We start from the raw sequence: 13,788 nt of genomic DNA, 5'->3' as shown, positions 1-13,788 counted from the left end.
GCCATCCGCGCCGCGAAGATCGCCAAGGACCGCGGCATCGGCGGCGCGCTGCTGTCCGCGTCGTCCTACCTGATGAAGTCCCCGCCCGTGCAGCGCGAGGACACCGAGGGCCGCGCCAAGCTCGAGGCCTTCATCGCCGGCACCGAAGACCACTGAACGCGCGGCTGGAGCACCGAGCCATACCCTGCACCACCCCCGTACGACGAAGGGGCACCTCCCGGCCCGGAGGTGCCCCTTCGTGCGCTCCGGGTGGGTGGGGTCCGGAGGCGGGGCGGGGAGGTGCGAGGTCGTCCGCCTGACGTAGGGGAGGACTCCCGCTTTTTACGACTTTGGGCGGAAGTTCAGGCGCCGCGCCGGTGCGAATCTGGAAGGCACAGCGAGTGGTTCATCGCCCGCCCCACCCAGGCGGGGGTGAAGGGGGACCATCATGGGACGCGGTGACGACGAAGCCATCCTGGTGACCGGCGCGGCCGGCTTCATCGGGAGCCACCTCTGCGAGGCGCTCCTCAGGAGGGGGTACCGGGTCCGCGGCCTGGACGCCCTCACCGACTTCTACGACCCGGCGCGCAAGCGCCTCAACCTGGTCCCCCTGCTGGCCTGCCCCGGGTTCGACCTCGTCGAGGAGGACCTGCTCACCGCCGACCTGGCGCCGGCGCTCGAGGGAGTGGGCGCGATCGTCCACCTGGCCGGCGAACCGGGGGTGTCCGCGTCCTGGGGGCCGTCCTTCGCCCGGTACGTCGACCGCAACCTCCTGGCCACACAGCGGCTCCTGGAGGTGGCGTGCGGCCACCCGGTGCGGCGCTTCGTCTACGCCTCCAGCTCCTCGGTGTACGGGGCCGATGCCGGTGCCCCGCAGGGCCGGTCCGAGCCCCGGCCCTTCAGCCCGTACGGTGTGAGCAAGCTGGCCGCCGAGGCGCTCGTCGGTGCGTACGCGGTGGCGTACGGGGTGCCCACGGTGTCGCTGCGGTACTTCTCGGTCTACGGCCCCCGCCAACGGCCCGACATGGCAGCCCACCGGTTCATCGAGGCGCTGCTCGACGGCGTGCCGCTCACCGTCTTCGGCGACGGCAGCCAGGCGCGGGACTTCACCTACGTCGGGGACATCGTGGCCGCGACGGTGCGAGCGCTGACGGCGGACCTGCCGCCGGCCACCGTCCTGGACGTGGCCAACGGCAACCCGGTCACGGTGGCCGGCCTCATCGAGTGCCTCCACGAGCTGCTCGGTGTCGCCGGCGCGTCCCTGCACCACCGTGAGGAGCGGCGCGGTGACGTCCCACGCACCATGGGCGACACCGCCACCACGCGTTCCCTCCTGGGCTGGGGCGCGACCACCGACCTGCCCACGGGCCTGCGCCGACAGCTCCAGTGGCACCTCGCCCTCCGACAGCAACCCACGGCGTCCACCTCCGGGCTGCGCCCCAGCGTCAGTGCCTGACCATGGGACACGACGACGGGCCCAGGCTGCTGATCTACTCCCAGGACGGGCTCGGCCTCGGTCACCAGCGCCGGACCACGCTCCTGGCCCGGCAGTTCCTCGCCGCCGAACCCGACGCGAGCGTCCTCACCATCTGTGACTCCCCACTGGGGCACTTCTTCGTCACCGGGGCCGGCCACGAGCACCTGAAGCTGCCGTCGGTCGTGAAGGTGGGGCCCGGGAGCTGGCGGCCCGTGTCGCTGACGATGTCGTTCGCCGAGGTGCTGGCCCTGCGCAAGGAGGTCATCAAGAGCACGGCCATCGGCTTCTCGCCCGACGTCCTGCTCGTCGACCACATGCCCCACGGCGCCATGGGAGAGCTGGTGCCGGCCCTCGAGGCGGTCGAGCGTCGAGGCGTGCGGACGGTCCTGGGCCTGCGGGACATCCTCGACGCGCCGGCCACCACCCGGCAGCGGTGGCACCTGGAGGGCGCCTTCGACGCCGTGGAGCGCTTCTACGACGACGTGCTGGTGTACGGGTCGAACGACGTCTTCGACGTCGCGGCGCAGTACGACTGGCCGGCGGAGCTGGAGCCGCGACTGCGCTACTGCGGCTACGTCTGCGCGCCTGCGCCGAGGGCAGTCGGCCGGACCGTGCGCAACCGGCTGCTCCGCGACCGCCCGGGTGCAGCGCTCGTCGTGGCGATGGCGGGCGGCGGGGCGGACGGCTACCCGCTCTTCGAGACGGTCCTGCGAGCCCTGCCGCGCCTCGACGCCGGGCGCGAGTGCGTGGTGGTGGTCATCACGGGACCCTTCCTGCGGGCGGCGCAGCGCAACCGGCTCAAGGCACTGGCGGCGGGCCTGCCGGTGGTGCTCCGCGCGAGCGTGGGGAACTCCCTCGACTACCTCGGTGCGGCGGACCTGGTCGTGGCGATGGCGGGGTACAACACCTCCGCCGAGATCCTGAGCCTGCGGGCGAAGGCACTGCTCGTCCCGAGGTCGGGTCCGAGCGCGGAGCAGCGGCTTCGCGCCAAGGCGTTCGCCGAGCGGGGGTGGGTCCACTGGCTGGAGCCCGAGCACCTCGAGCCCAGCCGGCTCGCCGAGGCGATGGACCGCGCCCTGGCCGCCCCCGCGCCCGGGGGCGCGTGCCCCCCGGACCTGGGGGGCAGGGAGCGAGCCGTCGCGCACATCCTCGCGGGCCGGGCCACGACGGCGACCCCCGCCGAGGAGGTGCAGGCGGGCCCCGAGGAGGCGCTCCCCGCACCCGTACCCCTCGCGAGCGAGGCCTAGCCGTGCTGGCCGTACACCCCACCGAACCAGCGCCGTCTCACCTGGACGAGGTGCTGTCGGGCGCGCGAGGTGAGGAGCCGGTACGGCGCCTGGTCCTGGACCCCTGGCGGCACGGGTTCGCCGACGCCCTGGGGGACGTGACGCCCGGTCGTCCGTCCGGGAGGCTCGAGGTGCTGCGCAGCACGTTCAAGCCGGGACGCAGGCTGAGCGCCTACTACCTCCTCGGCACGGACCGGGGGCCGATCCACGTGGCGGCGACGTGGCGCCCCACGACGGCCGACCACGACGGACCTGACGGGCCCCCGGTCTCCGTGCTCGTGTCCCCGGCCGACCCCGCCATGCCGCAGCTGGCGAGGCTGGCGGACGCCGACCACCTGGCCCGCGCGGTTGCCGAGGTGGGCGGACCGCTCCACGAACCGCGCAGGGACGGGCTGCGCCTCCACACCATCCGCTACCGCCCGGGGGAGCGGCACGTCCTGGGCCTGACCTCCGTCGGCGGCAGGCCCGGGGTCGTCGTCAAGACCGACCGGGACCACTCCGGCGAGCGCGCCGTGGTGGTGGCACGCGCAGTGGGGGCGCTGCTGCGGTTCAGGTGCCCGCGCGTCGGCGCCGCGGTGCCTCTCGGCTGGGTCCCCTCGGACGCCGCTTCGCTGTGGGCGCTGGCGCCCGGCTCGCTCCTGTCGCGGGGCCTGGCGCGGCGCAGTCCGGAGAGCACCGCGCAGGTCTCCCTGCTGGGGCAGGCGCTACGGCTGCTGCACGACGACACGGCGACGGCCGAGCACCTCCAGGCATGCGGCGCCCTCCTGTCCTCACCGGACGTCGCCGCCGAGGTCGCTGCGACCCGGCGCGCGGCCCAGCACGTCAGCGTGCTGCTCCCCGCGGTCGGGCAGCTCGTGGACGCGCTGCTGTCGGCCGTCGCCACCGCCCTCACGAGCACACCACCGGGCACCCCGACCCTGGTGCACGGCGACCTCAAGGCGGACAACGTCCTCACCGGCGACGTCCTGCGCGTCCTCGACCTGGACCGTGCCGGACTCGGCGACCCGGCAGCCGACCTGGCGAAGCTCGTCGCCGACCTGCACTGGTGGTGCCCGGGCCGGTTGGGCGGCGCGGCGGGCCTGCTCACCGCCTTCCGCGACGGCTACGGGCCGGGCGCCGAGGACCGCTGGTCGCGCGCAGCCGCCCTGGTCCCGCTCTACCAGCTGAGGTTCGCGGCTCGCCGGTGCGTGCTGCACGAGCGGGACTGGTCCGCGCGGGTGGAGGCCCAGGTGGCCTCTGCCGCGGCCTCGGCCGGGACGGTGCCGTGGTGACCTCCGTCGTGACCGTGGGCGACCTCCCCGTGCGCCGGCTGGTGGGCCTCGACCCCGCTCTCCGGCACCTGGAGACGGCGCTGGACCACGTCGTCCGGGCCCGCGGCGAGCTCGACGACGCCTCTTGGACCCCCGGTGTGGGCGCTCGGCTCGCCTACCGGGCACAGGAGTCGCAGGGCACGTACACCTACAGGGACGGGACCGTCTCCACCGAGGGCTGGTCCGAGCGGGACTTCCGTGAGGACCCGTCGATGCCGGGGCTGGCCGGAGCGAGCGACCCGTCGGTGGTTGCCGAGCGGCTGGCGGACGTCCTGGGTCCGGCGACCTGGTCGGTCGACCCGGTGCGCTACCGGGCCGGCTCTCGGTGCGTGCTGCGCTACGGCGCCGAGACGCGGAGCGGTCCGGTATGCGTGTACGCCAAGGTGTTCTCGTCCCGGGACTTCTCGAGGGCGGCCAGGACGACGGTCACCGTCTCGCGGGCACGGGAGCTGGCGGGGACGGTGCCCCACGTGATGGGGGTGTGGTCCGACCTCGGGGCGGTCCTGGTGACCGCAGCCCCCGGCAGGTCGGCCTCGGCGGTGCTGGGCGACCCGGACCTCGACGCCGCCGTGGCGGCAGCCCTGGGCCGCGAGCTCGGCGTGCTGCTGGCCCGGTTCCACCGCCAGGGCCACCCCATGGCCCCGAGCGCGACGCCGACCAACCGGCTCGGGCTGGTGGAGGAGGAGCTGACGGCCATGCGCTGCGCGGCTCCCGGTCTCGCCGAGCGGTGCGACGTCGTCGTGCAGGGGCTGCGCCACCACCTCCCCTCGAGCCCCGTGAGGAGACTGGCCCACGGCGCCTTCCGCGCGGGACAGGTCGTCGTCGGCGACGACGGCCACCTCACCCTCCTGGACGTGGAGGGGGTCTGCTGCTGCGACCCTGCACGGGACCTCGGCACCATGCTGGCGCACCTCACGTGGGCGGGCCTGCGTGGCCCTGGACGCCGTCCGGCCCTGGTCGAGGCGAGTTCCTCCTTCCTGGCTGGCTACGAGGACGTCGCGGGCTCGGTCGACCCCGATTCGCTGCGCTGGTGGTGCGCCGTCGCGCTGCTCCAGTGCGCAGCCCGCAGGTTCCGCCGGCTCGAGACCTCGTGGTGGCCGTCGACCGCCGGGCTGGTCGAGGCGGCCGAGGACCTGCGACGTGTCCCCTCCGGACCTGCGCCCGCCACGGGTGCCCCCGGCGCCGATGGTGCCCCCGGCGCCGATGGTGCCCCCGGCGCCGACGGTGTCCGCGGTGCCGATGGTGTCCGCCGCGCTGGAGGTCTCCTCGGTGCCACCGACCTCCTCGACGCACCCGGGATGGCCCGTCTGCTGGAGGAGGTCGTCCTGCGCCGTGGCTCTTCCGCCGGTGCGCGGCTGTCGGTCGAGTCCGCCGAGCAGCTGTCCGTGGTGGCCGGTCGTCGCGCCGTGGCCCGCTACACCGTCCGTGGGCTCGAGCGGTCGCGGCCCACCACGGTCGTGGCCAAGGCGTTCGCCGAACCCCACCGGGCGCGGCTGCTCCACGAGCACCTGAGCATCCTGTCCCAAGGGCCCTTCGCCGCGGACGGCCTCAGGGTGCCGGAGCCACTCGGCCTGGTGCCCGAGCGGGGGCTCGTGGTGTACCGGGCGGCACCGGGCACGCCCCTGGACCGGCTGCGGGACCGGGCGGAGGTGCTGCGCGGCCTGCGCGGCGCCGCGCTCTGGCTCGCCCGCCTGCACACCTGCGACGTGGTGCTGCCCCGGGGCTGGTCGCTGTCCCGGGAGCGGGCGAACAGCCGTGTGTGGTCGGACGTCGTCGGAGCGGCGTACCCACCGCTGGCCGAGGCGGCGGCCCGTGTCGCTAGGGGGTGGTCGGAAGTGGCGCCCACCACCGGTCCGGATGCCCCGCTGCACAAGGACTTCCACCCCGGGCACGTCCTCGTCGAGGACGCCACCACCACGGTCATCGACCTCGACGAGGCGCGCCAGGGCGACCCGGCCATGGACGTCGCGCACTTCTGCGCCTACCTCGAGGCCTTCGGGCCGGACCGTCGTGACGTGCGGCTGCCACAGGCCTTCGTCGCGGAGTACGCGCAGGCCTCCGGCTGGTCCCCGGGTGAGTCGCTGGCCGGCTACGCGGCGTACGCCTGGTTGAAGATCGCACGGCAGTGGGCGCTCGGCAGCGGGCCGTGCCGCGGTGCCACTGAGGACGAGCGTCGAGCCGGCGCGGCCCGGGCCGTGACGCGGGGGCTGGCATGGCTGGGCGAGTGATCTACATCGTGCGCAGCTGGCCCAGGCTCTCGCAGACCTTCGTGGTCAACGAGGTCCTGGCCCTGGAGCGGCTGGGGGTGGGCCTCAGCGTCTACAGCCTGGTGCGCTCGGGGGAGTCGCTGGTGCAGCCGGAGGTCGCGAAGGTGCGCGCGGACGTCGTCCACCTGCGCGGCACGGGCCGACGCCACGCAGCTGCCAACGCGCGAGATGCGTTGTCGCTGTTGAGGCGTCACCCGCGCACGTACCTCGGCACCGCGTGGTTCGCGCTTCGTCACCCGGGGCTCGCCGCGGGGTACGGCGACTGCTCAACGCTCGCGTGCTTCGCCCACGCGAGCGAGGTCGCCGCCCACGTCGTGCGGGCCCAGGGCCCCCAAGGACGGGCGTCGCACGTGCACGCGCACTTCGCCCACGACCCCGCGCTCGTCGGGCTGCTGGTCGCCCGCCTCACCGGCCTCGGGTTCACCTTCACCGCGCACGCCAGGGACCTCTACCAGATCCCGCCGAGCAGCCTGGCCACCCGTGCCCGGGCTGCCCGTGCCGTGGTGACCTGCTGCGAGGCGAACGCTCGCCACATCCGGCACTCGGTCGCGGCGTCGGACCTGCCACCGCTGCTGGTGGTGCACCACGGCGTGGAGCTCGACCGGTTCAGGGCAGGCCCGCCGCGACCCCCCGCACCCGAGGTGCCGACCGTCGTGTCCGTCGGACGGCTGGTGGAGAAGAAGGGGTTCGAGGACCTGCTGCGGGCGATCGCCCTGCTCGGTCACCGAGGGGTGCGCCTGTGCCTGCGCCTTTATGGCGACGGGCCGCTGCGTGCACGGCTCCTGGAGCTGCGGGAGTCACTCGGGCTGGCCGACGTCGTCACCCTGATGGGTGCGCGCACCAGCGACGAGGTGGCCGCCGCGCTGGCAGCCGCGGACGCGTTCGTCCTCACCCCGCGGGTGACCGACGACGGCGACCGGGACGGCATACCCAACGTCCTCGTGGAGGCGATGGCCTGCGGGCTGCCCGTCGTCACCACTGCCGTGGGCGGGATCCCCGAGCTGGTGACGGACGGCGCCAACGGCCTGCTCGTCGGGGCGAAAGATGTTGCGGGAGTGGCTGACTCGCTCGAACGACTGGTGGTGGAACCTTCGCTCCGTGCCCGGCTGGGGTGCGCTGCACGGATCACCGTCGAGGAGTCGTACGACGTGGATGAGGCGGCCCTCCGGCTGCGCGAGGTCTTCGCCGGGGACGTCGGGTGGCAGGGGGAGGCGGGTCCATGAGCGCCACGGACCTTGGCCGGCCACGCCAGGACCGGGCTGCCACCCTTGACCGGTTCGCCACCCTCGACGGGCCAGTCCCCGACCGGTCGGCTCTCGAACGCCCACTGCTCGACCGGTTCTCGGAGGCGCTGTCCGCCACGACCATGGGCCCACGGCTGGCGACGGTCGGCCTCGGTGGTCCGTGCCACGTCCTCGACGCCAAGCTCGAGCCCGGGGTGCGAGCGGTCGTCCTGTACGAGTGCGGTGGGCGGCTGGTCCGTGGCGACCTGCTCGGCGTGGGTGCTGCCACGCCGTCGGCCGGGCTCGTCGTCGAGCCCGGCGTCAGCCTCTCGCCCTTCCCCCTCGACCCGGACCTGCCGTCCCTTCCCCGCGTCACCGACCCCCGCCACCTCGGCCCGGAGCTCGCCTCGGTGCTCGGCGGGACCGGCCGGCCCCTGCTGGGCCATCCGGAGCGGCTGGCCATCGACATCCTGCGCTACCGCCCGGGGAAGCGGCTGACGGCGCGTCTTCGCCACCCCGGCCTCGACGGCCCGCTCGTCGCCAAGGCGTACCACGACGACGCCAAGGCGACGGCCGTGGCGACGGAGGCGGTGCAGGTCACGGCTGCCAGCCAGGCGTCGTGCCGGGGCGGCCGCGGCGCAGGACTCCTGGCGTTCGCCCCGCCCGTCGGGTCAGCACCCTGCCTCGGCGTGGTGTTCCAGGAGGCGGTGAGGGGGCTCGCCCTCGACGACCTGCTGGGAAGCCGGCACCCCGTCACCGCGACGACCGTCACGGGGGCCGCGCGCGCCGGGGCCGCCCTCGCCGAGCTGCACGACCTGTCCCTGCCCACGGGCCGGCAGCGGCCCGTCGAGGCGGAGCTCCTGCGCTTCGCGCAGCGGTCGGAGCGGGTCGCCGCGGTGCGGCCGCAGCTGGGGGAGTCGATGGGCGCGCTGGCCGACCGGCTCGTCGAGGTGCTCCGCACACTGGCTCCACCGCGTACGGGTCCGGTCCACGGTGACTTCAAGCCCGGCCAGCTCCTGCTCCGGGGCGACCGTGTGGTCCTCCTCGACCTCGACCACCTCGGGACCGCCGACCAGGCGGTGGACGCCGGCACCTTCATCGCGTCGCTCCGGCAGCAGGCGGTCAGGTCACGCCTGGCGGGTCGTCCGCCCCAGGACGAGGAGATGGAGGCCCTCTCGAGGGCGTTGCTCGAGGGCTACCTGCGGGCCGGCGGTCCCGTGGACCAGCTGCCCCGGATCCGGTGGCACGTCGCGGTCGCCCTCGAGCGCAAGGCGCTGCGGGCCTTTGCCCGGTCTCCCCGGTCGCCGTTCCCCGCGCTCCTGGTCGACGAGGCCCAGCGTTGCCTGCGAGCCCTGGACGGGGAACGGCCGTGAGGGCCGTCGACAGGGGAGCCGGCGCGAACCCCACGGCGGCGCGCAGGCAACGCTCGCAGGCCAGCGACCTCCGGCGCACGGTGCGGCTCTTCCGGCGCTTCAGTGGCAGCCGCCGGGTCTACGTGCTCGGCTTCGTGCTGCTCGCCCTCGAGGCCGGCACCGCCGTCGTCGAGCCGTACCCCATCGCCTACCTCATCGACTTCCTCCAGGGCGCGCGCCCGGAGCTGCACTACCTGGGAGCACCGGCGGTGCTGGGGTCGGTCCGCAACGACACCATCTTCCTGCTGACCTCCGCCGTCATCCTCATCGCGGCCGTCAACAGCGCCGCCGACTCCTTCACCGAGATCTGCATGGCCCGCGGCGGCCGTTCGCTGGGCTACAGCCTCCGCGTGACGATGTACGCGCACCTGCAGCGGCTGCCCCTCGGCTACCACGACAAGCGGCGCACCGGCGACGTCATCACCCGCGTGACCGGCGACGTCCTCGTCATCGAGGACTTCGTCGTGAAGTCCCTGAGCAACATCCTCGGCAGCCTCATGGTCCTGGTCGGGAGCTTCGTGTTCCTGCTCCTGCAGTCGTGGAGCGTCGCGCTGGTCGCCCTGGTCGTCGTCCCGTTCCTCGTCCTCGCGTCCAACCACTACTCGCGGCGGATCAAGTCCGCCGCCCGGACGCAGCGGGACCGCGAGGGCGACCTCGCGTCGACCGCCCAGGAGATGCTGTCGTCCATCCGCCTCGTGCAGAGCCACGGCCGCGGCACCGTCGACCTCGACACGTTCTCCGCGCAGACCGGGCAGAGCATGTTCGCCTCGCTCAGGGCAGCGAACATCCAGGCGGAGTTCAGCTTCGTCATCGCACTCATCGAGGCCGTCGCGATCGTCAGCGTCATCTGGATGGGCCTGTGGCTGGTGGACAACGGCCTCATCACGATCGGCACGCTGGTGCTCTTCATCCTGTTGCTGCAGAACATGTTCAAGCCCGCCCGCAAGATCGTCAGCGAGTGGTACAAGATCGGCAACGTCTTCGCCAGCGTGGAACGCGTCGACGACCTGCTCGACCGCGAGGTCACCGTCACCGACCGGCCGGACGCCGTCGCCGCGCCGCCGCTGCAGGGCAGGCTGAGCCTGCGGCACGTCAGCTTCACGTACCCCGCGGAGCACTCCGACGGGTCGGCCGCCACCGCGCGACCCCCGGTCCTGCGCGACGTGGACGTCGACGTCGAGCCGGGCGAGGTGGTCGCCCTGGTCGGCTCCAGCGGGGCCGGCAAGAGCACCATCGCCCAGCTCGTGCCGCGCCTCTACGACCCCGACTCCGGGGCCGTGCTCGTCGACGGGCTCGACGTGCGCAGCCTCACCCTCGCCTCCCTGCGCCAGCAGGTGAGCCTCGTGCTCCAGGACACGATCCTGCTCAGCGGGACCGTGGCGGAGAACATCGGGTACGGCGTGGACTCACCCAGCCGGGAGGACGTCGAGGCAGCCGCGCGCATGGCCAACGCCCACGACTTCATCATGGCGCTGCCGGACGGCTACGAGACGGCGCTGGGCGAGCGGGGCTCGACCCTGTCCGGCGGGCAGCGCCAGCGCATCGCCATCGCCAGGGCCTTCATGCGGCGGGCCCCGATCCTCATCCTCGACGAGCCGACCACCGGGCTCGACACGGAGTCCGCGCAGACCGTCATCGACGCCCTGCGCCACCTCATTCGGGGCACGACCACCATCGTGATCTCCCACGACCCCGACCTGGTCAGGTGCGCCGACCGCGTCCTGGTCGTGTCCGACGGCCGGCTGGTGGTGTCGGGCGCCGCGGTGGCACCGGCGACGACGACCTCGGTCCGCCCTCCCGCCCGTCGTCCTGCGCTGCCCCCTGGCCCTGCCAACAGCGAGCTGGCGGATGAGCTCGCGTCCCGGCTGCCGGGGCTGCACCTCGCGCTCGACGAGGACCTGGTGGCGCAGCGGGTCGGCGAGTCGCTGGTCGGCAGCACCCACCGCACGTGCAGCGTCTCCGCCGGGTCGTTCTGGCTGCGCGAGGACGGCAGCTGCTCCCTGAGGTACGCCGTCCGGGTGGCCGACCCCGCCGGCGTGGTGTCCGACCACGTGCTCCTCGCCCGCGTGCACGACGACGCGGCGGCGTCGCGGGCCTACCTCGACGGGCAGGTGCGTCCCCTGCTGGGGCGTCGTGCCGCGGACTCCCCGTGGTCCGTCCCTGCAGCGGTGCTCCCCGAGGCGGCGCTCACGCTGCACGGCTTCCCCAGCGACCCCGACCTGYCGACGCTCCGGCAGGCGATGAGCCCGCGGACGGTCGCCACGCTCGCGGGGAGCCACCCCGGCGGGGCGGCGCCGAGTGTCGAGGTGGTGCACCACCCCCGCACCGGACCGTGCGTCCTGCGCTACGGCATCCCGGGCGGCACGAACGGCCGGGACGGCACGGACACCGCGGACCGCAGGGAGGTCGCGGACGGCACGGGCCGGACCCTCTACGGCAAGGTCTACCCGGACCCGCGCCGCGGCGAGGCGATCGAGGGCCTCCTGCGAGCGCTCGGTGAGAGCCCGGCGGGCCGGGACGGACGCTTCCCCCGGCCGACCCTGTACGCGCCCCGGCTGAGGCTGCTGGTCACGCAGGCGCTCGGGGGTGAGCCCGCCATCCCGGCTCTGCTCGCCTCGGTCCTGTCCACCCCCCTGACGGCCGACCACTGGCGGGACACCGAGGCGCTGCGCACAGCGGTACGGGCTGCGGGGGAGGCCCTCGCGGTGCTGCACGGCAGTGACGTCGCCACCGCGCCCGTGCACACGGCCCGCGCCGAGCAGGAGGTGCTGCGCCGCGACCTCGAGCTCGTGGCCGGCTGCTGGCCCGGGACCGCGCACCAGGTCCTGGCGAGCAGCGCGGCACTGCTGGTGGAACCACCCGAGTCCCCTGCCGTGGTGCTGTCGCACGGTGACTTCACCCCCGCGCAGGTGCTGCTCGACGGAGGCGCCGCCGCCCTGGTCGACCTGGACACGGTGTGCTGGGCCGACGCTGCGCTGGACCTGGGTCGGTTCACCGCGCACCTCGAGCTCCTCGCGTCACGGTACGGCGGTCAGGCTGGCCGTGCGCTGGTGCGCGACCTGGTTCGTTCCTTCCTCGACGCGTACGGTGTCGTGGACCGCCGGACCGCGACGGCTGCCGCGGCGTCGGAGCGAATCGCCTTCTACCGCAGCGCTTCGCTGACACGCAGCGCCCTCAATGCCTGCCGTCAGCTCAAGGAGCACCGCCTCGCGCTGGCCCTGTCGCTGCTCGAGTCGAGCCCTGGTGGGAGGGCGGACCTGTGACCGTCGTCCCCGACCGCGAGCGCGTCGTCGCACCACTGGAGGCGTTCTCCACGCTGCCCGACTGGCTGGCTGCCGCGATGGACGGCGAGCGCGTGACCGCGAGCCTGCAGCACCACGCCCCGGCGCTGCGCGCCGACCACGGCGTGGTGCTCGCGTCGGTGACCGCGTGTCGCCCGGAGCGGTTGCGCGCCAAGGACGGCACCTGGGTCGCGCGGTACCGGGTGACGGTCCGGGAGGGGGAGGCTGAGCGGGACGTCGTGCTCGTCGGTGAGCTCGTCCCGCCGCGGCACCAGCCCACCGGGCCGGAAGTCGGCGACGGTGCCTTCGTCTCTGACGGTGACCGTGACACGCACACCGACGTCGACCGTGACAGGCACACCGACGGCGACCCTGACGGCGCGGCCGGGGAGTGGTCGTGCTGGTTGCCCGACCTGCGACTGCGGCTGCGCAGCGAGGCCGGCGACCCCGCGCTGCCCGCGCTCACCGTGCTCACCCACGCGCCGGACACCACTCGTCTGCTCCAACTCGTCCTGCGCCGGGCCGGCCACCCGGACGCCGTCATCGCCTCGTGCGACCCCGTGGTGGTGCGGTACAAGCCCGGCAGCCGCTGCACCGTGGTCGTCGGTGTGACGTACGCGGACACCGTGGCCTCGTCGCCCCCGACCACGGTGGTCCTCAAGACCCACCAGGGCGACAAGGGACAGACCGCCTGGGCGGCCATGACCGCGCTGTGGGCGCGGCAGGGGGCGTGGAGGGGAGTCGTCGAGCTGGCCGAGCCGCTGGCGTTCCTGCCCGAGGAGCGGATCCTCGTGCAGGGTCCGGTGCCCGAGGACCTCACCCTCAAGGAGCTGGCCCGCCGCGCCTTCGCCGGCGGGGACCAGGACACGCTGGCGAGCCTGCGCGTGGCGCTCGCCGCGACCGGGCGCGGCCTGGCCGCCCTGCACCGGTCCGGCGCGGAGTACGGGCGCACGGCCACGCTGGCCGACGAGGTCGCGGAGATCCGGGAGGTGGTGGGCAGGCTGTCCGTGACGGTGCCCGGGCTCGGCGGTGCGGCCGAGCCGCTGCTGTCGCGCGTGGAGCAGCTCGCAGGTGACCCGCAGCCCGGCCCGGCCGTGGTGCCGTCCCACCACGACTTCAGGCCGGCGCAGGTGCTCTTGCACGAGGGCTCGGTGGGGTTCATCGACTTCGACGGCGCCGCGATGGCCGAACCCGCCCTCGACCTCGGCCGGTTCACCGCCAAGCTGAGGGACATCGGGATCAGCTCGATGGCGTTCACGGGTCAGCGGCTGTCGGGTCCGGCGCTGCGGTCGCACCTCGCCCTCGTCGACAGCCTGTGCGAGGACTTCGTGAGTGGCTACGCAGCCGAGTCGGGGGTGTCGCGGGAGCGGGTCCTGCTCTGGGAGACCTGTGACCTGCTCACCGGGCTGCTGCACGCGTGGACCAAGGTGCGGCTCGCGCGCGTGGGGCCGCGGCTCACCCTGCTGCAGCACCGGGTCCGCGCCCTGACCGACGGGGCGCCGCCCACCGGCTGAGGCGGTGGCACCCGGACTGCGATGACCCGGACTCAGCGG

General features: G+C 74.2%; 8 protein-coding genes and 1 pseudogene. All 9 read left to right on the top strand.

From position 1 onward, the window contains the following. A pseudogene (locus AB4Z02_RS15685) lies at positions 1–156 on the top strand (inositol-3-phosphate synthase); the annotation flags it as partial. A 271-nt stretch (positions 157–427) separates the two neighbouring features. Next, positions 428–1,435, top strand: a complete 1,008-nt coding sequence (locus AB4Z02_RS15680; protein WP_082590492.1) for an NAD-dependent epimerase/dehydratase family protein — start codon at positions 428–430, stop codon at positions 1,433–1,435. 2 nt (positions 1,436–1,437) lie between these two features. Continuing rightward, positions 1,438–2,703, top strand: coding sequence for a glycosyltransferase family protein (locus AB4Z02_RS15675; protein ID WP_441972068.1), 1,266 nt, complete (start codon positions 1,438–1,440; stop codon positions 2,701–2,703). A 2-nt stretch (positions 2,704–2,705) separates the two neighbouring features. Next, positions 2,706–4,013, top strand: a complete 1,308-nt coding sequence (locus AB4Z02_RS15670) for a phosphotransferase family protein (protein ID WP_441972066.1) — start codon at positions 2,706–2,708, stop codon at positions 4,011–4,013. Continuing rightward, the gene (locus AB4Z02_RS15665; RefSeq protein WP_441972064.1) at positions 4,010–6,280 is read left to right on the top strand and encodes a phosphotransferase; all 2,271 of its coding nucleotides are present in this window, start codon (positions 4,010–4,012) and stop codon (positions 6,278–6,280) included. Before AB4Z02_RS15670 ends, AB4Z02_RS15665 begins: the two co-directional genes overlap by 4 nt. Next, positions 6,265–7,542 carry a glycosyltransferase gene (locus AB4Z02_RS15660; protein WP_441972062.1) on the top strand — a complete coding sequence of 426 codons (1,278 nt, stop codon included), beginning with the start codon at positions 6,265–6,267 and terminating at the stop codon, positions 7,540–7,542. Before AB4Z02_RS15665 ends, AB4Z02_RS15660 begins: the two co-directional genes overlap by 16 nt. Further along, complete coding sequence (locus AB4Z02_RS15655; RefSeq protein WP_441972061.1) at positions 7,539–8,915, top strand: phosphotransferase family protein; 1,377 nt, start codon at positions 7,539–7,541, stop codon at positions 8,913–8,915. Before AB4Z02_RS15660 ends, AB4Z02_RS15655 begins: the two co-directional genes overlap by 4 nt. Next, positions 8,912–12,217, top strand: coding sequence for an ABC transporter transmembrane domain-containing protein (locus tag AB4Z02_RS15650; RefSeq protein WP_441972059.1), 3,306 nt, complete (start codon positions 8,912–8,914; stop codon positions 12,215–12,217). Before AB4Z02_RS15655 ends, AB4Z02_RS15650 begins: the two co-directional genes overlap by 4 nt. Further along, positions 12,214–13,749: a phosphotransferase family protein gene (locus AB4Z02_RS15645; protein ID WP_441972057.1), complete on the top strand. Its 1,536-nt coding sequence runs from the start codon at positions 12,214–12,216 to the stop codon at positions 13,747–13,749. The genes AB4Z02_RS15650 and AB4Z02_RS15645 overlap by 4 nt, the downstream gene beginning before the upstream one ends. The last annotated feature ends 39 nt before the right edge of the window (positions 13,750–13,788 follow it).

It is taken from the genome of Pedococcus sp. 2YAF34 (assembly GCF_052114585.1).
In the GTDB taxonomy this organism is placed as follows: Bacteria; Actinomycetota; Actinomycetes; order Actinomycetales; family Dermatophilaceae; genus Pedococcus.
Note: the sequence above shows the minus strand (reverse complement) of the source record. Positions and strands in the feature narration are given on the sequence as shown.